General features: G+C 59.3%; 23 protein-coding genes. 6 read left to right on the forward strand and 17 right to left on the reverse strand.

The window, feature by feature from the left end; genetic code table 11:
- Positions 1-64: 64 nt before the first annotated feature.
- From NOR97_RS04610 to NOR97_RS04635, 6 genes are read right to left on the reverse strand one after another with little or no spacing between them, the layout of a single operon-like run.
- Positions 65-1,783, reverse strand: a complete 1,719-nt coding sequence (locus NOR97_RS04610) for an alkaline phosphatase family protein (protein WP_257600355.1) — start codon at positions 1,781-1,783, stop codon at positions 65-67.
- 55 nt (positions 1,784-1,838) lie between these two features.
- On the reverse strand, positions 1,839-2,840 hold the full coding sequence (locus NOR97_RS04615; RefSeq protein WP_257600356.1) for a DUF1214 domain-containing protein: 1,002 nt from the start codon (positions 2,838-2,840) through the stop codon (positions 1,839-1,841).
- Between the two features lie 14 nt (positions 2,841-2,854).
- Positions 2,855-3,916, reverse strand: coding sequence for a DUF1214 domain-containing protein (locus NOR97_RS04620; RefSeq protein ID WP_257600357.1), 1,062 nt, complete (start codon positions 3,914-3,916; stop codon positions 2,855-2,857).
- A 45-nt stretch (positions 3,917-3,961) separates the two neighbouring features.
- On the reverse strand, positions 3,962-4,798 hold the full coding sequence (locus NOR97_RS04625; RefSeq protein WP_257600358.1) for a transporter: 837 nt from the start codon (positions 4,796-4,798) through the stop codon (positions 3,962-3,964).
- Complete coding sequence (locus NOR97_RS04630) at positions 4,795-5,175, reverse strand: hypothetical protein (protein ID WP_257600359.1); 381 nt, start codon at positions 5,173-5,175, stop codon at positions 4,795-4,797. Before NOR97_RS04630 ends, NOR97_RS04625 begins: the two co-directional genes overlap by 4 nt.
- A gap of 37 nt (positions 5,176-5,212) precedes the next feature.
- Positions 5,213-5,425 (reverse strand): hypothetical protein, encoded by a 213-nt coding sequence (locus NOR97_RS04635; RefSeq protein ID WP_257600360.1) that lies wholly within the window; start codon positions 5,423-5,425, stop codon positions 5,213-5,215.
- Positions 5,426-5,582: 157 nt separating this feature from the next.
- On the opposite strand from NOR97_RS04635, the gene NOR97_RS04640 reads away from it, so the two are divergent.
- Positions 5,583-6,605, forward strand: coding sequence for an AraC family transcriptional regulator (locus NOR97_RS04640; protein WP_257600361.1), 1,023 nt, complete (start codon positions 5,583-5,585; stop codon positions 6,603-6,605).
- A 648-nt stretch (positions 6,606-7,253) separates the two neighbouring features.
- On the opposite strand, the gene NOR97_RS21190 is transcribed toward NOR97_RS04640, so the two are convergent.
- The 5 genes from NOR97_RS21190 to NOR97_RS04660 all read right to left on the reverse strand — a co-directional run bounded on the left by NOR97_RS21190 (position 7,254) and on the right by NOR97_RS04660 (position 10,265).
- Positions 7,254-7,610: a nitrile hydratase accessory protein gene (locus NOR97_RS21190; protein ID WP_374041601.1), complete on the reverse strand. Its 357-nt coding sequence runs from the start codon at positions 7,608-7,610 to the stop codon at positions 7,254-7,256.
- Entirely contained in the window at positions 7,567-8,226 is a 660-nt protein-coding gene (gene nthB / locus NOR97_RS04645; RefSeq protein ID WP_209599652.1) for a nitrile hydratase subunit beta, read from the reverse strand. The genes NOR97_RS21190 and nthB overlap by 44 nt, the downstream gene beginning before the upstream one ends.
- On the reverse strand, positions 8,226-8,867 hold the full coding sequence (nthA, locus tag NOR97_RS04650; RefSeq protein WP_209599651.1) for a nitrile hydratase subunit alpha: 642 nt from the start codon (positions 8,865-8,867) through the stop codon (positions 8,226-8,228). Before nthA ends, nthB begins: the two co-directional genes overlap by 1 nt.
- A 326-nt stretch (positions 8,868-9,193) precedes the next feature.
- Positions 9,194-9,673, reverse strand: coding sequence for an SRPBCC family protein (locus NOR97_RS04655; protein WP_051372163.1), 480 nt, complete (start codon positions 9,671-9,673; stop codon positions 9,194-9,196).
- A 175-nt stretch (positions 9,674-9,848) separates the two neighbouring features.
- Positions 9,849-10,265, reverse strand: a complete 417-nt coding sequence (locus tag NOR97_RS04660; RefSeq protein WP_257600362.1) for a helix-turn-helix domain-containing protein — start codon at positions 10,263-10,265, stop codon at positions 9,849-9,851.
- 73 nt (positions 10,266-10,338) lie between these two features.
- On the opposite strand from NOR97_RS04660, the gene NOR97_RS04665 reads away from it, so the two are divergent.
- Positions 10,339-10,974 carry a cation transporter gene (locus NOR97_RS04665; protein WP_257600363.1) on the forward strand — a complete coding sequence of 212 codons (636 nt, stop codon included), beginning with the start codon at positions 10,339-10,341 and terminating at the stop codon, positions 10,972-10,974.
- A complete protein-coding gene (locus tag NOR97_RS04670) occupies positions 10,971-11,522 on the forward strand; it encodes an isoprenylcysteine carboxylmethyltransferase family protein (protein WP_257600364.1) in 552 nt (183 codons plus the stop codon). The genes NOR97_RS04665 and NOR97_RS04670 overlap by 4 nt, the downstream gene beginning before the upstream one ends.
- A 274-nt stretch (positions 11,523-11,796) precedes the next feature.
- On the opposite strand, the gene NOR97_RS04675 is transcribed toward NOR97_RS04670, so the two are convergent.
- A complete protein-coding gene (locus NOR97_RS04675) occupies positions 11,797-12,861 on the reverse strand; it encodes a dienelactone hydrolase family protein (protein ID WP_257600365.1) in 1,065 nt (354 codons plus the stop codon).
- 182 nt (positions 12,862-13,043) lie between these two features.
- On the opposite strand from NOR97_RS04675, the gene NOR97_RS04680 reads away from it, so the two are divergent.
- The 3 genes from NOR97_RS04680 (at position 13,044) to NOR97_RS04690 (ending at position 15,731) form a co-directional block, all read left to right on the forward strand.
- On the forward strand, positions 13,044-14,015 hold the full coding sequence (locus NOR97_RS04680; RefSeq protein WP_257600366.1) for an AraC family transcriptional regulator: 972 nt from the start codon (positions 13,044-13,046) through the stop codon (positions 14,013-14,015).
- Positions 14,015-15,019, forward strand: a complete 1,005-nt coding sequence (locus NOR97_RS04685) for a hypothetical protein (RefSeq protein ID WP_257600367.1) — start codon at positions 14,015-14,017, stop codon at positions 15,017-15,019. Before NOR97_RS04680 ends, NOR97_RS04685 begins: the two co-directional genes overlap by 1 nt.
- Before the next feature lie 187 nt (positions 15,020-15,206).
- On the forward strand, positions 15,207-15,731 hold the full coding sequence (locus NOR97_RS04690) for a hypothetical protein (protein WP_257600368.1): 525 nt from the start codon (positions 15,207-15,209) through the stop codon (positions 15,729-15,731).
- 153 nt (positions 15,732-15,884) lie between these two features.
- On the opposite strand, the gene NOR97_RS04695 is transcribed toward NOR97_RS04690, so the two are convergent.
- Genes NOR97_RS04695 through NOR97_RS04715 form a run of 5 tightly spaced genes read right to left on the reverse strand, consistent with a single transcriptional unit; the run spans position 15,885 to position 20,075 of the window.
- Positions 15,885-16,883 carry a type IV secretion system protein gene (locus NOR97_RS04695; RefSeq protein ID WP_257600369.1) on the reverse strand — a complete coding sequence of 333 codons (999 nt, stop codon included), beginning with the start codon at positions 16,881-16,883 and terminating at the stop codon, positions 15,885-15,887.
- A gap of 20 nt (positions 16,884-16,903) precedes the next feature.
- On the reverse strand, positions 16,904-17,080 hold the full coding sequence (locus tag NOR97_RS04700) for a DUF4177 domain-containing protein (protein ID WP_257600370.1): 177 nt from the start codon (positions 17,078-17,080) through the stop codon (positions 16,904-16,906).
- On the reverse strand, positions 17,073-18,068 hold the full coding sequence (locus NOR97_RS04705) for an ATPase, T2SS/T4P/T4SS family (RefSeq protein ID WP_257600371.1): 996 nt from the start codon (positions 18,066-18,068) through the stop codon (positions 17,073-17,075). Before NOR97_RS04705 ends, NOR97_RS04700 begins: the two co-directional genes overlap by 8 nt.
- A 2-nt stretch (positions 18,069-18,070) precedes the next feature.
- Positions 18,071-19,387: a TrbI/VirB10 family protein gene (locus NOR97_RS04710; protein WP_257600372.1), complete on the reverse strand. Its 1,317-nt coding sequence runs from the start codon at positions 19,385-19,387 to the stop codon at positions 18,071-18,073.
- Complete coding sequence (locus tag NOR97_RS04715) at positions 19,380-20,075, reverse strand: TrbG/VirB9 family P-type conjugative transfer protein (protein ID WP_257600373.1); 696 nt, start codon at positions 20,073-20,075, stop codon at positions 19,380-19,382. Before NOR97_RS04715 ends, NOR97_RS04710 begins: the two co-directional genes overlap by 8 nt.
- Between the last annotated feature and the right edge of the window lie 3 nt (positions 20,076-20,078).

Genomic DNA, 20,078 nt, shown 5'->3' on the forward strand with positions numbered 1-20,078 from the left:
AAGCTGGAAGCCGACGTTCAATCTAACCCAATCACTGTCTCCACTCTGCATCGCCGCGAGGCGCCTAGTACCCGATGACTTCCCCCAACACTTCTCCTGCGGCGCCGTCGGGTGGGCGCGTATCTGCGATCGCGGCAAGCGTCAGCGCTAGGTCGACCGTGTGGACGCGGCGCGAGACCCGCTGAGGCGCGAGGCCGAACCCGGCAAAGGCGATGGGCACGTGGGTGTCATAGCGCCAGGGCGAGCCGTGGGTGACAGTGACGGATAGGCCGTCGAAATCGTTGATGAACCAGCCGGGGCTGGTGACGAGGTAGATGTCGCCCGAGCGGTCGGGGTTGTAGTTGTTGGCCACGGCCCGCATCAGCGCATTGTCGGGCAGGGCGCCCGTGCGAATGCGCGATGAGGGCACGGCGAAGGCGATGCCTTCGAAGGCCGAAAGCTCTTCGGCGATGGCGGTTTCCAGCGCGACAAGGTCAATGTCTGTGCGGCTGTGCACCTCGTCCGAGAGGGTGAGATAAGGGTGGTCATAGCCCGCGATCAGCGGACCGGTCAGGCCAAAGCGTGCGCGGATGCGGTCGGCGGCGGGTTGGGTCGCCCAGTGCTCGGGGTTGACATAGCCGCCCATCTCTCCCAGCTCGGCCAGGTATCCCGGCGCCTCGGGCGTGCCGTGATCGGCGGAAAGGGCGATCAGGGTGTTCTCAAGCCCGATCTCGGCGTCGATGAAGGCGAAGAGATCGGCCAGGGTGCGGTCAAGCCGGATCAGGTTTTCCTCGGCCTCCAGGCTGGAGGGTCCGAAGCCGTGGCCGACATAGTCGGTCGCCGAAAAGCTGACCGACAGGTAATCGGTGATATCATCCTGGCCCAGCCCCTCGGCTGTGATCAGGGTCTTGGCGAAATCGGCGGTAATCTCGTCCCCGGCAGGGCTGAAGGTGAGAAGCGTGGCGAAATAGGGGTCGTTCTTCCACGACAGCGGGTCGATGGTGGAATAGGGGTGCGGAAAGGTGCGTCCGAACCCGGCAAGGTCGGTTTCCCATTCCTGATCGTCGCGGTCACCGAAGAGGTAGCTGTCGATGGGATGGGTCAGCTCCCAAGAGGTGTTAAGGTAATTCTGCAGGAAATCCTTGGCGTTCCAGTCGGTCACCCAAGAGGGGTAGCTGTCATAGTAGTAGCTGGAGGTGACGAATTCGCCGGCGGATTTGGAGAACCAGAACGCCTTGCCCGTGTGGCCTGCCATTGAGACGGCGCCGCGATCCTTGACCGAGACGCCAAAGACCTTGGCGCGGCCCTGGGTGGCGATGGTGAGTTCATCGGAAAAGGTGGTGGTCAGGATGGCGCGGGGCGAGCGGCCATCGGAACTGGCGGCAAGCTGGGTGGGGTCGACCTCGGTCTCGGGGTTGACATCGGCACCCTGGGTGAGGAGCGGATAGGCGGCGTCCTCGACATTGTAGATGGTGCGCCCGGTGGCGCGGTCGTACCAGAGGTTGCCGACCATGCCGTGGGCCGCCGGATTGGCGCCGGTGGCCAGCGTGGTATGGCCGACGACGGTTTCGGTGTTGGCGTGGGCGTGGTGAGCGTTGTCGAAATAGACGCCCTGATCCATCAGATAGCGGAAACCGCCCGGGCCGAATTGGTCGTAGTGGCGAAATGGCAGGTCGCCGCGCAGTTGATCCACAGTGATCTGGAGGATGAGGCGCGGCTTGTCCTCGGCGACTGCAGCGTTCGCCAAGAAAAACGCCAGGAACAAGATGCAACTGGCCATTTGGATAGGCTGTTTTACCAACATCGAAGGCTCCTTCCTCTCGTCGGTCGGCCCACGCGGTGCGCGGGCCGTGGCGTTATCAGTTTACGGGCAGTATATCCGGGAACACCCAACTGCCATCAAGAACCTCGGCGCGCGGCTCATAGAGCCGGACCGTGTAGTTCCAACCCGACGTGACGGGGATGCAGTTGATACGCCCGTCCTCGCAGGCCCCAAAGTGAATGGTATAGGAGCCATCTGCGTTCGGCGTGGCGGAGGTGTTGTTGTAGCTGTTCCGCCCCAGATCGTTGGGTGCCAGGTAGCCCTCGGCGTCGTAGATGGTGATCGACCAGAAGGCGTCCACCGGCACGTCCTGCAACGTCACCACATGGGGTGTCTCGCCATCATTCTGATCAACGCTACCGACGATGCCCTGCGCCGTGGATCCCGGTTGCCCAGCCCAGCCCGCCATGCCGATCAGGTGGTCGAGCGGGTCGATTTCGCCTGGGCGACCGAAGGAGGTGGTGGATTCAAGCCCAACGACCGCTGCCAGGTCGCTGACGGCCTGGCGCGCCGCGGCGAGGGCGTCGAGATCCCAGTCCGGCGCCTCGAAGGGGCCCTCGCCGCCGCCGTCGAGGACAATTCCGTCCTGCACGGCATGAGCGCGGGCGGCATCGTCCGGGTCGCCTGCGTCGATGAAGGTGCGGAACAATAGCATCGCGAAGCGCGTCCCGACCTCGTCCCCGGTCAGTTCATAGGCGCCGGGCTTGGCATAGGCGAAGTTGTAGTGATCCTGGCTGATCACCAGCACCGACTGGAACCGCCCGTCGCCCTCGGGCAGCGTCACCGTCACCGGCTCGGACAGGTCGATGATGGCGGCGGAATAGAGCGTGTCCTGATTGGGCCGGATCACCGGCTGCGGCCCATCGGCGGAGACAACCTCGCGATCATGGGCGATCTCGCCCACGCCAATACCGTATGTCTGCATACCGAGCCGGAACATCGTATCGCTTTCGGCGCGCATCAGGGTCTGGATCGTGATGTCCTCGGCGAGGAGTGGCAAAGGCGCGCAGAGCGCGAGGGCAAGAAGAAGGCGTCGCATATTCTGGGTCCTTTCTATCCGTTCACGGGCTGGACGGCAGGGAAGGTCCACGACCCGTCGAGGACCTCTGGCGCCGCCCTGTAGAGCCGCACGGTGTAGTTCCACCCCTCGACGAGCGGCAGGCAATTCACGCGCCCGTCCTCGCAGCCGCCCAGATGCACGGTCATGCTGCCGTCCTCGTTGTACGTCCCGCTGACGGAATTGATGACATAGGCATCGAGTGCGTTCGGGGCAAAATAACGGTTCGCATCATAGACACTGACCGACCAGAAATCCTTGACCGGAACCTCGGCGGGTACCTCGAACTTGTATTCCCCGACCGGCAGGTTCGGCGTTTTTCCGACATAGAGCGCCTCATGCTCAGGCAACCCGCCCCAACCGCCGGCCGTGCCGATGAAATGCCGCACCGGGTCGACATCCCCCTTCTTGCCGAACATGCGAAAACTGTTCGGGACGTAAGAGTAGAAACCGACGGCGGCCCTTATGAGCCCCTCGTAGTTCTCTTCGTCATAGGGCGGGACGATGAAGGGGTCTGACGATGCTGCGTCAATCGACATCTGGTCCTGGATCGCGTGCACGGCGGCCATGTCCGCCGGGTCGGTCGCATCCACGAGGATGCGCAGATAGACCGCGACGTAGTCGGTATCGAAGGTCTCCGTATTCAGCGTGTAGGTGCCGCCACCGTGGAACACCTCGTTGAGGTAGTGATCCTGGTTGATGACCATCGCCGACATGTAGCGGTCGCCGACATCCGGAAGGGTGAATGTGGCGCCCTCGCTGATATCGATGATCGCGGTGCTGTAGAGCGTATCTCGGTTCGCGCTGACGGTCGTCTGATTGTCGACGGGCATCATCTCGCGGAAGTGGTAGAACCTGTTCACCCCTCCGGCGAGGGCAACATATTTGCCGAACTCGATATCGGTGGCGGCGCGGATGAAGTTGTCGACGTTAACCGGGATCTCGCGGGCGTCCACGAGGGCGTCGAGGTTGTCATCGGCGAACTGGGCCGAGGCGGGGGCGGCGCACAGGCTTGCGACAGCGGCCGCGATGGCAATGCTCTGAATTTGTTTCTTCATCGGATTTTCCTTCTCAGAAGTGTTTGGGCAGACATGCGCTTCCCGTCATCTTTGGAACACAAACTGGACCTGCAGGCGGAACCGCCAGCCCTTGGGCCCGCCGGCCGGGCTCTCAAGCCAATAGCCGGCGCCGGCCTGGAAATTGACGGGCCGCCCGGCAATGAGGGCGAGTTTCGAGACCGACGCGTTGATCGGCACAGACCAGGCGTCGGCCTTCCAGTCATAGGTTGACTCGCTCTGCAGAGAGAAAGTCCAGGCGTCTTCGGTCGAATAGGCGACGAACGGCTGCAAGAAGGTGGCGCTGGTGGGCGTCGTGGGATTGCTTTCGACATCCCAAAGATGGTTGGCCAGGGCGCCATAGGTCCATGGGCCGGTCTGCTGAAGGGCGATGCCGGTGATGCCCGCCGCCCAGGTGTCCGTGGACACGTCGGACCCTGTCGGGATGCGGACAACGGGGCCGATTCCCCATGTCAGGTCCGTCTCGGTCGTTCGCGAATACCACGCGCTAAAGAGCACGTCGCCGATGCCGCTCTGTGACGTGCCGGGGATCACGTTCTCCTGCCAGACATAGGGGATGATCGTGCGCGTCACGATGTTCGCCCCATTGTCCAACGCAAAGGGGATCACCGGCTGCAGGTTCAGCGTCGTCCGGCTTCCCTGACCGGCGACGCCGATGTTCTGGTCATAGTTCAGCTGAAGCGGCACCGAGATGATGGCGGCCAGCGGGTTCGCAAGATCCTGCGCCAAATCAGCTGTGTCTTGCGCAGCGGCGGCAACTGGAAATAGCGTGCAGGCCGCGAGAAGACAGCGGCGCAAAAGCAGACACATAGACATCAGATACGCCTTCAGGGAAGCGTTTTTCGGGTCAGGCTGGCCGGTCATCCATCAAAGGCCGCCATCGTGTTCTTCACGGCGTCATCCACAGCGCCGGCGAGAAGCCGACCGGGATCGTCGTCGCAGGCGTCTTCCAGTTCCTCGGTGAACTCATCCCTCAGACCGGCGCGCTTGTCTTCGTCGGGCACCAGGGCCAGCACGTCGATCTGACGGTTGTAGAGCGAGACCGCGACCATCAGGCGGACGATCCCAGCAACCGCCTCGTCATCGTCGGGATAGGTCTCCAACACGCTTTCGCAGCTGTGATGCATGTGCGGCATCGCCTCGTCGAGCATGAGTTCCATTGCCTCATCGGCCTGGGCTGAGCATGCGAGAGTGACAAGACAGGCGGTAACGACCGCATGTTTCAAAACAGAATTCGGCATTAAGAAGCTTCCTTGCTGGGCCAGTTCAGGCTGCAATTTATTTCGTGGCGCCTGCGATGGCGCCGACAATCGCCCCGGTCTGGACAGCGCCGCTCCCCCCAACCAGAGCTCCGACGCCAGCTCCAATGAGCGCGCCGCCGATCGTGTTCTTGGTGCGCTGTCGCCCGGCATCCGCCGACATGGGCATTGCCATAAGCAAGGCCAAGGCAACGCCGAACGTTGCGATGAGGTTCTTTCGATTCAGCCCCATTCCTCTTTTCTCCTTCTTGCTTGGTTTTTCGCCCGTCCGCCGACCTTTCCGTCACCGGTCGGTCCTGCGAGGGGACGGGGAATCTATTTTCAAGAAGGTTTCTAACATTGTCCTGCCGGTCATTTTCCGACAATATCGAGGCATGCAAAGAAATCTGGTGAACCTCATCGAAGTCGGTCACGTGATCGAATTGCTGGATCGCTACGCCCCTCGCGACATAGTCGACAGGGCGTTGCAGTCCGAGGGGCTTAACCGGGGTATGTTTCTGAAAGCTAAGGGTTTCTTGCCTTATGCATCCGAAGCCATCGTGGTCGAATCCGTTGCGCGTTCTATCGGCGACCGGCACCTGGGGGCGCGGCTTGGGCGCGACTTCGATTATGGGACCTATGGGGCCTATGCAAGCTACGTTTTGGGCGCCCCCGACCTGGCAACGGCACTTGACCGGGGACGGCGAGCGTTGTGCCTTACCCATCCTGGATCGAAGATCGTGCTTCGTGAAACCCACGCGCACCTCGTTGTTGGTCGTGATTCCCGCGAGTTTTCAGTGATCGGACACAGGCATCTCGACGAAGGCGCACTGTTCGTGATCGGCCATGTGGCGCGTTATTTCCTAGGCCCCGATTGGCGACCTGACTGGGTCGAGCTCCCCGAGACCGATGCGGGTGAAGTAAAAGCTCTTGAAGAATTGACAGGGGCTCCGGTCCGCCTGGGATGCGCTGTGCCGGGCATCGCAATCCGAAGGTCCGACTTGGCCGCGCTCAATCCCGGGAGAGCCAGATCGGACCGCGACTTGTCGCTGGAGGAACTGGGAGCGCTTATGGGGGTCAAACCGGTTCAAACGATGCGAGAATCCGTCGGACAGATCATGGACATCATGCATCCTAACGTCATTCTATCGGAAGAAGCTGCGGCGCGCTTTCTGGCCGTTGGACCCAGAAGCTTGCAGCGCGCGCTGAAGACCGAAGGCGTGTCCTTCCGCAAGATTCGCGCAGAAGTGCTCCAGCGACGCGCGCTCGAACTCCTGCGCGAGACTGAATTGCCGATCGAGGCAATCGGCGCGCGCCTTGGATACGCCGAACCCAAGAGTTTCAGGCGTGCTTTCAAGCGCTGGGTCGGGGTGTCACCGATGCGATACCGGTCCGAAGGGGAGTTTCAGGAAAACAGGGAGTCAGGCGAATAGCTTGGTTTCACATTGCCGACGGCGCCCGGTTTTCGAAGCACAGGTAGATACAAACGTCCCTCTGGCCGAATGGGAAAGCGATCCACTGTGCCAAGGAACTCGCCCCTCGACGACCTCTGCCAGGTGGGATGCCTGCGGCCCTGAAAGACGCCCCGGCAGCCGCTGAGTGGGGAGAAGCATTGGCTCAGTCCCTTCCATTCCGTAAAGATTTCCGGTTTCGCGATGAAGAAACCGAGGAGGGCAGTGGCAAAGGTCATTCCTAGAACGACTACAGAGCCCTACGCATTCCAGCCCCAAGTTGATCCGGGGTTACGTTGCATGCTCCTGCTGCCTCGACGGTGTCTGGAAGAAGGTCTTAGGTATCAGGCCCTTCGTTTCGACTCGGATGCGCGGACGGTCTGTCAACTTGCCGTTCTTGAGATTTTGCGGTCGCGGCGAATGGCTGGCCCGGTGATGCCGCACCGCGGAGACTGCAAACGGGGTGAAGGTCCGGAAAAGGCCGTTCGTGCCGATTGAGACGGAATGTACGAAGGTCCGTTTGGTCCCGCTGAGCGGGCCTAGCTGGACCGGCGAATGCGGTGGTTTGTGATCGATAATTTGAGATCAACTTTGGCGCGAGCAAGCAGTGAGTCCCTGCACCTTCACAGTCTAGAGCACAACCGGTTTCCCGTGAGGGGTCCGAAAGTATGCGGCTTCCCAATCGGTGCGCCGCTGCACGCGGGTCTCCTCGGAAATACCGGCGCTCTCGGTGAGCGTTTCAAGTGCACTGAGGACTGCTGCGTAATATGTGTCAAGATCATCTGGAGCCCCTTCGCTCTCGGCACTCCTCAATTCTTGGCCGAGCGCTTCGGCCCAAGCCGTCGCGGTAAAATGACCGGCTTGGACCAAATTGTCTGCTAGGGCGAGCGCCTGCGCCTGCCAAGGCTCATCAAAGACCGGCTGGGGTGGGGCAAGTGGATCGTCAGGCTGGAACAAGGTAGCTTTCCCACAAATCGAGTGTGACATCGTCGCGCGGATCGGAATCCTCGCCCCATAATGTAACGGCGCGGAATCCAACCGTATAAAGATGTTCCGGCACCTCGACCCCTTCGGCATTGCGGTCTGGCAGTACATGCGCGCCATGATGGGCAAGAACCACACCCTCTAGACCGCGCACGTACCGCGGAAGGCGGGTATGATTTGCATTGATATGACGCCGGGCTTGGACCGTGTCTCCGACGGAAAAAGCGGGCCGTTGCAACGTGTCTCTCTCAAAACTGAAAGCCGACGCGGCCACATCCGCTACTGCATCCTGAACGGTCATGGCAGGAGGAGGCGCAATGGGGTTTTCGACGTGACCGCGTTTGACGTCTTCAAGTGTTATCGTGCCGTTATCGAGCATCCTTATCAGATCGTTGGTGCACCACTTTTGGAAGTATGAAAAGGCAAGGTAGTCAGCAGGCACCATGCGTTCGAGCCCGTGGCGAAACCAGTCTATGGTGCTTCCGGGCGCAATAGGCGACCAGTTCAACGCAAAGGCGCGTTTTTCCCAATCTTCCAAGTCGCGAAAATCCTTGTCGCCGCTCTTTACAGGCACCGGGCCAAAACCCTCAACGCCACCGAGATCGTGAATGCCGTCCATCAGCCCGCCTCCGCCTTCAAATCTCGCTCTGTCCCGATCATGGAGTTGCGGGTGACAAGGGCTGCCAGGCGTTCCTCGCTCCACCCATCGGTTCCCGAGGGCCGTTGCGGAACAACGAGATAGCGAAGCTCGGCCGTGCTGTCCCAGACGCGGACGCTCACATCTTCAGGGAGAGCAACGCCAAACTCTGTAAGCACTTTGCGAGGCTCTCGAACGGCGCGGGCGCGATATTCGGTCGATTTGTACCACGCCGGTGACATCCCAAGGATTGAAAAGGGATAGCAAGAGCATAGCGTGCACACGACCATGTTGTGCTGCGTATCGGTGTTCTCGACCGCCTTCAGGTGAGCACTCGCGTCCCCCTGATAGTCAAACTCCTTGATGGCTTCTGCCGCGTCATCCAACAGGCGTGTCCGAAACCCCGGATCAAGCCATGACCGCGCCACTACATGCGCCCCGCGTTTCGGTCCGATATGCTCGGAATAGGCTTCAATCCAAGCGTCGAGGCTTTCAGGCGCGACCAGACCACGTTCAACTGCAAGACTTTCCAATGTCTTAACCCTGAGCACAGGGTCTGACGGCAAGTGTGTATGCAACTCGCGGTGCAGCTTTGCAGCGTTTTCACTGTCAAATGTAGGCATTCGCGTTCTCCCCAACACGACACTAGCACCGCCCGCTAAGTGATGCGACGTATTTTGGTCTTGCCTGTCAGGACGGTTTGAGAACCTGACTTCCATACAAAGCACAGCATCCGGAAAATGGGTTCGCAGATGTCGATGAAGTTCCAATCCGATAGCAACCCCTGCGTGTGAACCGCTGCGGTTATAGCGCCAAAAACGGTCGTTATTGCCGATGACAGAAAGGGTTGAGTTTTGGCGCATCCTGCGCTGCGGAGAAGGTCTGGAGTGAGCCCTTTTTGCAGTTCACTGCACATAGCGCGAAGGGCCGCAGTCCATCTTGGTTCACTTCATGGCGATTCTGCATCGGACAACTCAGTCTCAGACCGTTTCGCCCGCATGTCCGCAAGCATTTGAACGCGCGGTTCATGCCGCTTGCGATACAGAAACCGTGCCCAGAGCGCGAAGGCCCATGACATCCAGCCCGCGTCGATTTCAATGACGTCGCGCAGCCTGGATCCTGACTGCTGCGGTTCCACGGTCAGAGTGTGACGCCACGATTTGACGCCTGCGCCCTTTTCAGAAGACCGCAAAATCATTGCTTCGTCGTCGCATTCCAGGACTTCCATGAAATACGGCTGAGGCGGTAACTTCCCGAACAGCGACACCTGCACGGTAATTCTCTGGCCTTGGTATACGCGACCGCTCGGCAACCCTTCGAAGCTGACAACCCCATCCATGATTTCCCTGAGTGCATCGAGGTCCGTTGCCAGCGCCCAGACCTCCTTCGCCGGTGAGGCGTATTCATGTTCGAGGATGACAGTCTTCACAGTCGCTCCTGTGGTTCAAAAAGCTATCCCTGCTTGATTGACCTAAACCAAACATCTGCGCAACCGCAGCGAAAGCCAGCTCTGTCCCGCACACCGGACACAAACCCAGTGACAGAACCTGCACGCCAAAGACGGTCGTTTGCGCCAGTGACAGAAACGGTTGAGTTTTGGCCGATCAGTGTTCGTGACGACAAAGCTGGTGATCGGCTAGGGATGCCAGTACGTAGCAATCTTCTGACACGCCTTCACCGTCGCAGCCCTTCGAAATGCGAACCAGTTCCTTTTCCAGTGCCCTCAGCCGCTTGATCTTAGCCCTGACATCGGAAAGTTGTGAGACGGCAATATCTGTCGCGGCTTGGCATGAACGATCCGGGTGGCCTTGAAGCTCGATCAGTTCAGAGATCGCTTCAATCGAGAAGCCAAGATCGCGCGCGTGTTTGATGAAGCTGAGGCGCTCCAACCCTGCTGCATCGTAGCGGCGTTGGTTGCCTTCGGTTCGTTCAGGCTCAGAAAGTAAGCCCATTTCTTCATAGTAACGGATGGTCGGAACCTTGACCTTTGTGCGCTTTGAAAGCTCTCCAATAGAAAACATCAAAATACCTCTTGAACCTCTAGTCACTAGAGACACTACACTATGCTCAAGACAGATTCAAAAGGGCTTTCCAATGTCAGGATGTTGCGGACATGACGCCAAGTTTGACGGCGTTTCGGGCGACTACAAAAGGCGGCTATGGGTCGTCATAGCGCTGAACGCGACGATGTTCGTCGTTGAGATGACCGCCGGTCACTATGCAAAGTCGCAAGCGCTTCAGGCCGATGCTTTGGATTTCCTCGGGGATGCGCTGACCTACGGCATCTCGCTTGCGGTGATCGGGGCTTCGATCCGGGCGCGCACCAATGCAGCCCTGGCTAAGGGCCTGAGTTTGCTCCTGATGGGTCTGTGGGTGTTCGGTTCGACCGTCTACCGCGTTTTCTATGTCGGCGTACCCGAAGCGGAGATCATGGGCATTGTCGGATTCTTTGCGCTGCTGACCAATCTTGCGAGCGTGCTTTTGCTGGTTCGATACAAAGACGGTGATGCCAATGTACGCTCGGTCTGGCTCTGTTCACGCAATGACGCCATCGGCAATGTGGCCGTGATGTTCGCAGCCCTGGGCGTCTGGGGCACGGCGACCGGCTGGCCTGACCTGATCGTCGCATCCATTATGGCAACTCTGTTCCTATCGTCTTCCTTCCAGATCGTTCGACAAGCATTGGCAGAACGTCGCGAAGCCACGACGCATAACCACGCCGAAGCATGATGGAAACGGGACTTACAATCGTGGGGCTGGGGATCGCGCTGTCCACCCTTGCCGCGATCCTTTGGTCCATTGCACGACCCTCGCAACGGCTGTGGCCGCCCACCAGATACACGGCTCTGACTCCGATCTTGATCTGGGTACCTACCTTTGTGCTCTTTGGTGCTTTGGTCGCACTCGGCGTTTTGGGTTGGGGAGAGCTGCCGATACCACAATGGTTCCGCTTTGGAGCTGGCATTCCGCTGATCGTGATCGGGAACATTGTGGTATGGAGCGCGGTCGCAGGCTTTGGCATTCATAAGACTGGCGGTGCCGTTGGCACGTTGCAAACCGGCGGTCTCTATCGTTTCTCGCGCAACCCTCAGTATGTAGCAGACATCGCCATAGTTCTGGGATGGATGGTCCTCACAGCCGCGCCTTTGGCGATGCTGGTAGGTCTTGCTGCAATCATCGTCTTGGCTGCTGCGCCGTTTTCTGAAGAGCCGTGGCTACGCTCGCAGTATGGTTCCGACTTCAACAAGTATGCTGCGCAGGTTCGACGCTATCTCTAGTCCGTGCCAATAACCCCCTGACAATACCCATGCGCCAAAAACGGTCGTTTTTGGCCGCTAGAACCGGCCCGCGCAGGATCAACCTCTTTGCCAAGACAAAAACTCCCGGCAGAACTTTTGCGATTTTGGCAGGTTTTTGTCTCGGTTGACGAGGGACGTCCACAACCTTCTGTAAATGTCTGCTTTCGGGAAGCTGCGATGCAGCATTGAACCGCTCACTCAGCGTCCGCGTTGGGCCGGTGGCGGCAGCGCACCGCCGCCCAGTTCAGCGCGCTTATGCTCCAAGCTCTACCGAAAGAAAGCTGATGATCTCTTTGGCAAGGCTGTCGTGGAGTGCGCTGCGCGGTTGATCCCCGGCATCTTCGCAAAGCGCATCCGGTTCGCCTTCACGCACGAGGATCTGCGCGCCGTCCGGCTTGCACTGCGCCAGAAAACTGAAATGCGAGGCGCCGGGCAGCGTAGCGTATTGTGCGGACGGAATGCTTTCGGCAAGTTTGGCGGCATAGACACCTGACGGCACGTCTTCCTCGCGACCCAGATTGATGACCAGCATGGGCATGTCGATCGCCGCAATACTGTCCTCAGTCAAAGTGCTGACGATGCCCGGATCCACAACGACGGCAGCAGAAATACGCGGATCCGCCAAGTCTTGTCCTGCAGGACTCAAATCCATCTCGTGCAGGTCGATCCCGAAATGTGCGAGGAAGGCACAATCCGACATCCCATGATCCGTATCGTCACAAAACCGCTGAAGACGGTCTGGATCAACACGGGCACCCGAGACAGCAAGCGCTGTATATCCACCAGCCGAGAACCCAAGCACGGCAAGGGCATCGGTATCGATAAACGGGTAGCGTTCCGGATGACCGGTCACCTCGTCAATCACGGCCGTCAGGTCAGCGGGGCGTTCCCATACGCGCACGGCGGCCTCGGCAGAGGCATTGCCCGTGGTGGTTCCTGGATGGTTCGGCAACAAGACAACATACCCGGCTTCAGCCAGCTTTTCGGCGATCCAGCCGAACTGGCCAGCGTTCCCTCCGGCCCCATGCGATATCAGGACGGCCGGAAACCGGCCTTGTTTGTGCGGTGCACGGCGGCCCGCTTCGGTGCCGTAGAAAACGCCGTTGCCTCCGACCTTTACCGTCTTTCCTCCAGGCTCGGCTGGATACCAAATGTGAAAGTCCAAAGACCGGTTGCGAGCAGGGGCGAAGGCCTCGCCATAGGTTATACCTGCGGCCCCGGTATACGCCGGGCGATTCAGTTCGTAGATGCCGTATCCCCCCGCGAGGGCGGCTGTCGCCAGTGCCGTAGATTTCAGGATTGTAGTTAGTCGTTCCATGGTGGCTCTCCGATCAATGATACTAGCCAGAACCTTGAGACACAGGATGCCGCCCTGCGTCCTGAAACGCGTTTTCGGTCGTCCTCAAACGCGATCCAGCCTAAAGTGCCTGAAAAACGAATGGGTCTACGGTATTGATTTTTGTACCAATAACGCTCTTTGCGAGCCTTACGCTGTTGTGGATGATGGTCTGGTTCGCGCGAAGGAACGACCTGCGATTGCGGGCGCACCAGCTGTTTCTGGCAACAATTTCGCTTTACGCCTTGCAGTCGATCCTGATCACCTTGCGGTGGGGGTATGCCATTGACTGGGCCGCCCGCCCGGTCGCTTTCGTTGCGCCGGTTTTGCCGGTGCTTCTCTACCTTGCCTATTCCGCCCTGAATGCGCCCCTGACGCTTCGGCGGCTCTGGCCTTTGGTCGCGGCGGCTCTTTGCTGGGTCGGTTTGCTGGTCTGGCCCGACCTTGCAGATGTGCTGATCCTTCTGTGCTTTCTCAGCTTCGGTGGGCTTCTGGTCGTGCAATCCGCCAATGGCGCGGACCATGTCGCGCTGACGCCTTTGGGCGCAGCGGACAAGGTTGTTCTTGCCATGAAGCTATCGGGGACCGTTCTGATCCTGTCAGGGCTCGCGGACGTCTCCATTCTTTTTGACTTCATCACCAACGAGGGCCGAAATACCGGATTGATCGTCAGCCTGCTCCAAGCCGGTTTCATTATGATCATCGGCTTTCTCGCAGCATTCGGCCAAATCTCGGAGAATGAGCACCAGGAAGTCACCCCGATACCTGACGACTCCGGCATGACTGAGGAGGACGCAGGTATCGTCACGCGTCTCGAAGCGCTCTTTGCTATAGAAGGATTACATCGGGACGAAGATCTGAATCTGCGTCGTCTAAGCCGCAGGTTGTCTTTACCCGACCGGCGGGTCTCCAACGCCATTAACCGATACAAGGGGCAGAGTGTTTCTCAATTCGTCAATGAGTTCCGGATCAAGGAAGCCTGCGAGCAGTTGAAGGAATCCAATGCGACTGTTCTGGCGATATCATTGGCCGTCGGGTTTGCGTCCAAATCGAACTTCAACCGAGAGTTCCTGCGCGTCACCGGTGTTTCGCCAACGCAGTGGCGTGCGGCCAATGCAAGGAAAGGCGTGACCTGATGGCGCGTTTGTCAGGCATCATGCGCGTGCTCGCTGCCGCCGTCCTCTGCCTGCCTGGTCCGGGCCGGGCGCAGAGCTTTGGGGTTGCCGGGTCCCCGGTGGAGACAATCGAGGACAGGGACTATCTGCGTCTGTTCACGGCATTGAAATCCAATGGGATCGACACCTACTTTCCGACGTTTCAGTATCAGGAAGTGCCCCACGCTTCGAGCCTGGGATATGAGATTGATTTCATGCCACCCTGCACACCGGGCGATCCTGCCTTCGCGGCGTTGCGTGCATCCGGTATGACGCTTCTTCTGCCGGGGGAACTTCTATATCCGGATGCTGCGGCGCTTCGTCAATTGCCCATGGATGAAGACCCGCTCCGCCAGGTTCTGAGCTGTGCCGGGCCAGAACATGTGGCCGCGATAACGACTTACGATGAAGCCATTTTCAACGGTCGCCCTATCGAGGATGTCGCGGCTTTTTACGCACGGGTGAAGGCCGTCGCGCCAGAACTGCCAGTTCTGATGGTGCATGCCCCCATTCTGACCGATGACCCGACTTTCAAAACACTTGACCAGATCCAGCGATATCTGAAGGAGGTTACAGACTATTCGGCACACGCCGATGCAGTAGGTTTCGATATTTATCCTGTGCCGGCGGACCTGTCCAATCTGGCCACGCCCGTAAGCGGCGGAGCCGTCGTGGCAGAAGACAGGGCAGTTGCGGATTACCTGTCCTGGCTGGAGGACGCAGTCCCGGCTCGTCAGCGATTGGTCGTTTTGCAGGGCTTCGGCTATGCCGATCTCTACGAAAGCAAGTTTCTGGAGGCCAGCTTTCCGGCGGAGGTGATCAACGCGGCCCGCGCCCCGACAGGAAAGGAAACGGACCTGATGGTGTCACAAGCGATTTCAGCTGGCGCTGAATGGGTGATCTGGTGGGGGCCATCGCTGTTGAAAGAGACCGGCTCGGCGCCTTGGCAAACCATTCTTGATATAGCGGGCCGATCACACAACTAAGGTGAACTTTGCTGAGGTCTCCTTTTTCGCAGCCGAACCAAGGCGGAGCATGTCGGTTGTGAGTGGCCTTTGCGGAAAGCCGGCTGAGTCCTGTGGCATGAAACATCCCGCGGCACGAAAACAAGGCGCCCAATAATCGCCTCAACACTATGTACTATTTCTGCGGCGATCACTTGAGGAATCAATCATGGATGCCGAATTCAGAAACGAGATCAAACGCGGGCATCGGTTCATCGGTCTTCTGGCGGTTCCCCTCTTCGCTTTCATCGCGACGGTCATCGGATCGTTTTTTGGCATATTCAGCAGTGAAGCCCGTGACCTGATTGCGTCCGTCCTCCAAGGTGATATGTCCCGATCAGGCGACCTTTTTGCGTATATGGCGATCCTTGGATTATGTGTTGGCGGCACCGGTATCGTTGTCATCGGTAGCCTGTACAGCGCGCTCTTCAAACCTGATCATATCGTCACCATCTCGCCGGAACGGCGAATGGTCGACGTGCAATTTCATCTTCCGTGGCGTGAGCCCCGATCTGCCAGCTACCGGTTTGATGAGATTGAGGCCGTTGAACTGAAATACGACGATGAGCAGAATGAGATCCTGCTTCGGCTTCCTGATCGCAGACGGCCTCTGATTTTGACGCGCGAGTTCAGGCCCTGGGCCGCCGAGGCAAAATTGAGGCAGCTGAATGAGATGGGCCTGACAAGCAAGTGATCAATGCAACGCGACCTTTTTGCGTCGCCACCGATCTGGCCTTTTGAAACAGGTTTGTTGGAAATATCTCTTCGCTAACGCAGCGAACGTCCGGTCTGGCGGGCCGCATTGCGGCAGAGAAAGCCTTCGCCGGATGGCCGCTAAGGGCCGATTTCACTCCAGTCTTTTCGCTCGTTCTGCCACTCTTTGAACCATTGAAACAGAAGCGCCACCTGCCTGCCGTATTCCAGCCCCTGCGATCTCTGCATTTGACCTCGTCCCAAACCTTGCTCGCGCCCGTGACCCCTTGGTGCCGATCAAACCTTTGGCAAATCCGCCCGGTCCGGGAATGCTCGGCGGTCCGGCCATCATGAAATTGCCAGAGATTGAGCGGACGATTAGCGGGGTGGCGATGATCATGCCGCCTGCGAGAAACATCATCATGAAGAAGGGGACCAGCGCGCCGATATTGCTGGCTCCAGAGGGATCTCCGAGCTCGGTCATGAGTGAGCGCGACATCCCGACAACGGTGGAAAAAACGCCCGCGATTACGAGTGGGTAAAGCGCGTAGGATACTGTGCTGGACAGCCAACGGTGGAAATAGTCCTTGCTGACATCAAAGAGCGAAAGCGCGATCATGATTGGGGCGATGCCGATCATGAAGGCCAGCATGATCTTTGCGAAGATCAGGACAAGACCACAGAGCGCGCCGATCACGCCGAGGAGGAACGCGCCGATCGCGCCGATCAGGGCTCCGGCCATCCAATGCATGTTGTCACCGGCCGCGTTCAGGTAATTGCCGAACTCTTCGATGAGATCGTCAAAGGCTTCGGCAAAGTAGGATGCACCTGCGCCGCCGCCGCCAAGCCCGGCGACCATGCCACCCGCGAGCTGGTCGAGCCCACTGATGAGTGCGCTGGCCACAGCGTTGAATTGGACCCAGTTTATCGCAAACAGAGAGATGAGCATGAGCTTGAGGGCAAACCAGAAAGCGGTCCGCCCATCCATGGATCTGTATTGAAAAACCATGTTGAGGAAGATGCCGATCACGGCGAGCGTCGAGGCCACGGCGATGACGCCGCCGAGCTGCCCGGCGACGTTGCCAAAGGTGGTTTGGGCTGCGTCGTCCAGAAAGTTGTCGGTTGTCTCAACCATCCAGGTGACGACGCCCATCGGATTCTCCTCGGTTAGGTTTAGGCGCTCGCGCCGGTGCGCCGCTTCAAGAAGGCCTTCAGGATGTGTTCGCCGTCGAAATCCGGCACGACGGAGACCAACTCCCAACCATCCTGACCAAGAGCGGTCAGCTGCGCTTCGATCTTCGGTGGCTTGGTTTTGGCGGTGTTGATCTGTTCAATCTTGTATTCAAACATGGGCTGTTTCCTTTGAATGGGCCGGATCAACCGGCAGGTAGAATTCGGTGATGCCGCGCGCGCCTTCATGGCGACCGGCCTGGATGATCACATCGATCGAGCGGGTGATGTAGTCGTTCATGTCCTGGTAGGTCATGGGCACGTCGGTTTTCAGGGCGGCGATGGCGAGACGCTGAACCGCCAGCTGAGGTGTTTCAGCGTGCAGCGTGGTGAGTGAGCCACCATGGCCGGTGTTTATTGCCTCAAGGAAGGTCATGGCCTCTTTGCCGCGCACTTCGCCCAAGACGATGCGGTCCGGCCGCATGCGCAGGGTGGAGGTCAGCAAGACATCAGCGCTGCGCGTGGCTTCATCGCGATCAGACATCAGTGTGACGACATTGGGCTGCGTTGGACGTAGTTCGGCGGCTTCTTCGATGGTGATGATGCGTTCGTCGGCGGGCACAAAGGAGAGGATCTTGCGCGCTGTTACGGTCTTGCCGGTCGAGGTCCCGCCGGACACGATCATGTTGAGCTTGTGCGTGACACAGAACTTGATCGCGGCGTCGATGTCGCCGGTCGCCACAGCATCGCGTAGCTCGGCATTGCGTTCGCGCCTTGCACCTTCATTGCTGCGCTCTTTTCCGAACAGGTAAGACAGCTTGATCTGCTCCAACGGCAAATCCGCGAAGAACCTCAAGGAAATCGCGTAACCGCCATCGACAGCGGGGGGCTGGATGACTTGCGCGCGGATCGGGCGGTTCCGGTAGGTGATACTGACCGAGACGATCGGTTTGGTCCGACTTAGCGTGGTGTTCGCGGCGGACGCAATCTGATTGCCCAAGTCCTTGATCTCGTTGTGCGAGAGCTGTCGATTGACGCGCCGCATAAAGTGATCCCCCTGAAACTCGGCCCACAGCGTGCCTTCGGGGTTGATGCAAAGCTCGATCAGCTTGGGGTCACGCGCCTCGGGGATCTTGTCCATCGAGCTTTGCAGATAGCTGGCCGCCATGGTCAAAAAATCTCCAGATCGCGGTCGACCATCACGGTAACGCGGGCACCTTGATCGACATAGATCACGGGCGAGACGGACAGATATTCGCCAATCACGCTTTGCGCGCTGTCCTGAAGGTCTTCTCCAATGCCCTCGAGCACATCAGAGGTGATCTCATCTTCGGTGTTTTGGGCGGCCACGGCGGGCAAGGCTCCGATCAGCGATATAAGGGCGGCTGACCCGAACCGCGTGCCAAAGCGGCTGTCGACAAAGCCGGTTGTGCCGGCGCGGCCCAATTCATCGCCACCGAAGGCGCTGATTTCGACGGTCTGGTTGCTGGGCAGAATGATCCGGTCCCAGGCGATGGTCACGCGTTGTTGCGCGATGTCGAGGCCGGATTGATACCGCCCGATCAGACGCGCGCCGCGCGGGATCAGTATCCGCGAGCCGTCATAAGCGTGGACATCTTCCGATACCATCGCACGGACCTGACCGGCGAGCGAGCTGTCGATTGCGGTCTCCAGCACCGCCTGGATCATCGTGCCCTGAACAACCGTATTCGACGGATTCACGATCAACTGGGCTTGCGTTACCTCAGCAGGTTCAGCGCCGTTGCGGACAAAGTCTGTGTCGCCATCAAGCCGCCGCTGCTGCGCGGCGGTTTCGTTGTTGCCGCCTCCGGTGCCGCCAAAGGCGATGATAGGACTGGCGATGCGGGCTTGGAGTTCCTCAAGTTCTGCTTGCCGCCGCCGCTCGAGTTCCTGAAGGCGCAGTTCTTCGGCAGTGGGGCCGGTTGGTGCGAGCGTGCGCGGCGTTTCCAAGCGTGCAAGCTCTAGATCGTTCTGCAATCGCTGGATTTGTCGGGCACGTTCTTCCAGTTCTTCGCGCAAGGCGGTTTGCGTCGCAGCGGCCTCGCTGCGCAGGGCATCGATCTCTGCGCCTAAGGTATCAAGCGCCTCAGTGTCGACGGTCGGGGATTCGGGAGCTGGCGCGTTGCGCAGGGCTTCAAGCTCGGACCGCATAGCGTCCATTTGCGCGCGTAGCTCTTCTGTCTCGCTTGCTGGCTCTGACACCGATGGCGGCGGAGAGGTGTCAATTGGCGCAGGGGTTGGCTCGAGCGCTCCAAAGCCCGGTCCCGCTGCTTGGAACTCATCCGGGGACGCGGTTTCCAGGCTATCGGGTTCAGAGCTGCCAGAAAGCAATAGTAAGAGGCCGCCAAGAGCCGCGATTGCCCCAATGCCTAGGGCGAGGGCGAAAAAAGATGGTCGCGCTTTTGGGTTTTGTGGTTTTCCTTCAAGTGCTTCGAGGCGTTTCTTAAGCTCAGCTGTTTCACTCATCGTGGTTTGCCTCGCTCATCTCTTGGACGCAGATCTCGTCCTCGCCGAGTCGGAGAACCCATCGATCGCTGACACCTGACACGCGGATCACGCCATCAGGTCGGGCCAGAGCATTCACGCTGCGCTCATTGCCGTTTGACCAGCGAAAGATCGCAGGCAGCGGCGCGTTCGCGGCAAAGCGGAAATAGGTAAAGGTGCCGTCGTCCCAAATCTCGCGCGGGGTGATCTCGGATCGCGCGCTGACGCCATAGGCGTGGTTTGCAGGTTGGCTTGCGGCTACTCGGGATTGCCGAGGGGTTGCATCCGGATAGGTGAAGCGGATGACGTAGAAGGTCGGCGAGCTCGCCTCGGTTACGTTGAAATAATAGCTGCGTCGGTTGGTGTAGACCGTGATGTTGGTATGCGCGCCGCGCGAGACGGGTTTGATCGCAAAGGCCTGGCCACCAGGCACGCCGTCCAAAAGGAACCCTTCGGTATCGCCAGCAATGATTGAGCGGATGGTCTCGCCTTGGCCGAATTCAATGCTGGTCACATGGGTCAGGCTGGTGCGGATGCGGTAGACCTGCCCATCCTGATAGGTGGCAAGCCGGACGCGGGCATCATAGGGGCCTTGGCGCGGCTGCGTTTCGGCATAGGCGGTGCCTGCAATCGGAACAATGAGGGCGAGGATCAGGAACAGGCGACGCATGGT

This window comes from Ruegeria sp. YS9, from assembly GCF_024628725.1.
Lineage (GTDB): Bacteria > Pseudomonadota > Alphaproteobacteria > Rhodobacterales > Rhodobacteraceae > Ruegeria > Ruegeria atlantica_C.

Bases quoted from the DNA above. Each gene is read 5' to 3' on its own strand.
- NOR97_RS04610 (WP_257600355.1), bottom strand. From the start codon at position 1,783: ATGTTGGTAAAACAGCCTATCCAAATGGCCAGTTGCATCTTGTTCCTG.
- NOR97_RS04615 (WP_257600356.1), bottom strand. From the start codon at position 2,840: ATGCGACGCCTTCTTCTTGCCCTCGCGCTCTGCGCGCCTTTGCCACTC.
- NOR97_RS04620 (WP_257600357.1), bottom strand. From the start codon at position 3,916: ATGAAGAAACAAATTCAGAGCATTGCCATCGCGGCCGCTGTCGCAAGC.
- NOR97_RS04625 (WP_257600358.1), bottom strand. From the start codon at position 4,798: ATGACCGGCCAGCCTGACCCGAAAAACGCTTCCCTGAAGGCGTATCTG.
- NOR97_RS04630 (WP_257600359.1), bottom strand. From the start codon at position 5,175: ATGCCGAATTCTGTTTTGAAACATGCGGTCGTTACCGCCTGTCTTGTC.
- NOR97_RS04635 (WP_257600360.1), bottom strand. From the start codon at position 5,425: ATGGGGCTGAATCGAAAGAACCTCATCGCAACGTTCGGCGTTGCCTTG.
- NOR97_RS21190 (WP_374041601.1), bottom strand. From the start codon at position 7,610: ATGTCACACTCGATTTGTGGGAAAGCTACCTTGTTCCAGCCTGACGAT.
- nthB (WP_209599652.1), bottom strand. From the start codon at position 8,226: ATGGACGGCATTCACGATCTCGGTGGCGTTGAGGGTTTTGGCCCGGTG.
- nthA (WP_209599651.1), bottom strand. From the start codon at position 8,867: ATGCCTACATTTGACAGTGAAAACGCTGCAAAGCTGCACCGCGAGTTG.
- NOR97_RS04660 (WP_257600362.1), bottom strand. From the start codon at position 10,265: ATGTTTTCTATTGGAGAGCTTTCAAAGCGCACAAAGGTCAAGGTTCCG.
- NOR97_RS04665 (WP_257600363.1), top strand. From the start codon at position 10,339: ATGTCAGGATGTTGCGGACATGACGCCAAGTTTGACGGCGTTTCGGGC.
- NOR97_RS04670 (WP_257600364.1), top strand. From the start codon at position 10,971: ATGATGGAAACGGGACTTACAATCGTGGGGCTGGGGATCGCGCTGTCC.
- NOR97_RS04675 (WP_257600365.1), bottom strand. From the start codon at position 12,861: ATGGAACGACTAACTACAATCCTGAAATCTACGGCACTGGCGACAGCC.
- NOR97_RS04680 (WP_257600366.1), top strand. From the start codon at position 13,044: ATGATGGTCTGGTTCGCGCGAAGGAACGACCTGCGATTGCGGGCGCAC.
- NOR97_RS04685 (WP_257600367.1), top strand. From the start codon at position 14,015: ATGGCGCGTTTGTCAGGCATCATGCGCGTGCTCGCTGCCGCCGTCCTC.
- NOR97_RS04690 (WP_257600368.1), top strand. From the start codon at position 15,207: ATGGATGCCGAATTCAGAAACGAGATCAAACGCGGGCATCGGTTCATC.
- NOR97_RS04695 (WP_257600369.1), bottom strand. From the start codon at position 16,883: ATGGGCGTCGTCACCTGGATGGTTGAGACAACCGACAACTTTCTGGAC.
- NOR97_RS04700 (WP_257600370.1), bottom strand. From the start codon at position 17,080: ATGTTTGAATACAAGATTGAACAGATCAACACCGCCAAAACCAAGCCA.
- NOR97_RS04705 (WP_257600371.1), bottom strand. From the start codon at position 18,068: ATGGCGGCCAGCTATCTGCAAAGCTCGATGGACAAGATCCCCGAGGCG.
- NOR97_RS04710 (WP_257600372.1), bottom strand. From the start codon at position 19,387: ATGAGTGAAACAGCTGAGCTTAAGAAACGCCTCGAAGCACTTGAAGGA.
- NOR97_RS04715 (WP_257600373.1), bottom strand. From the start codon at position 20,075: ATGCGTCGCCTGTTCCTGATCCTCGCCCTCATTGTTCCGATTGCAGGC.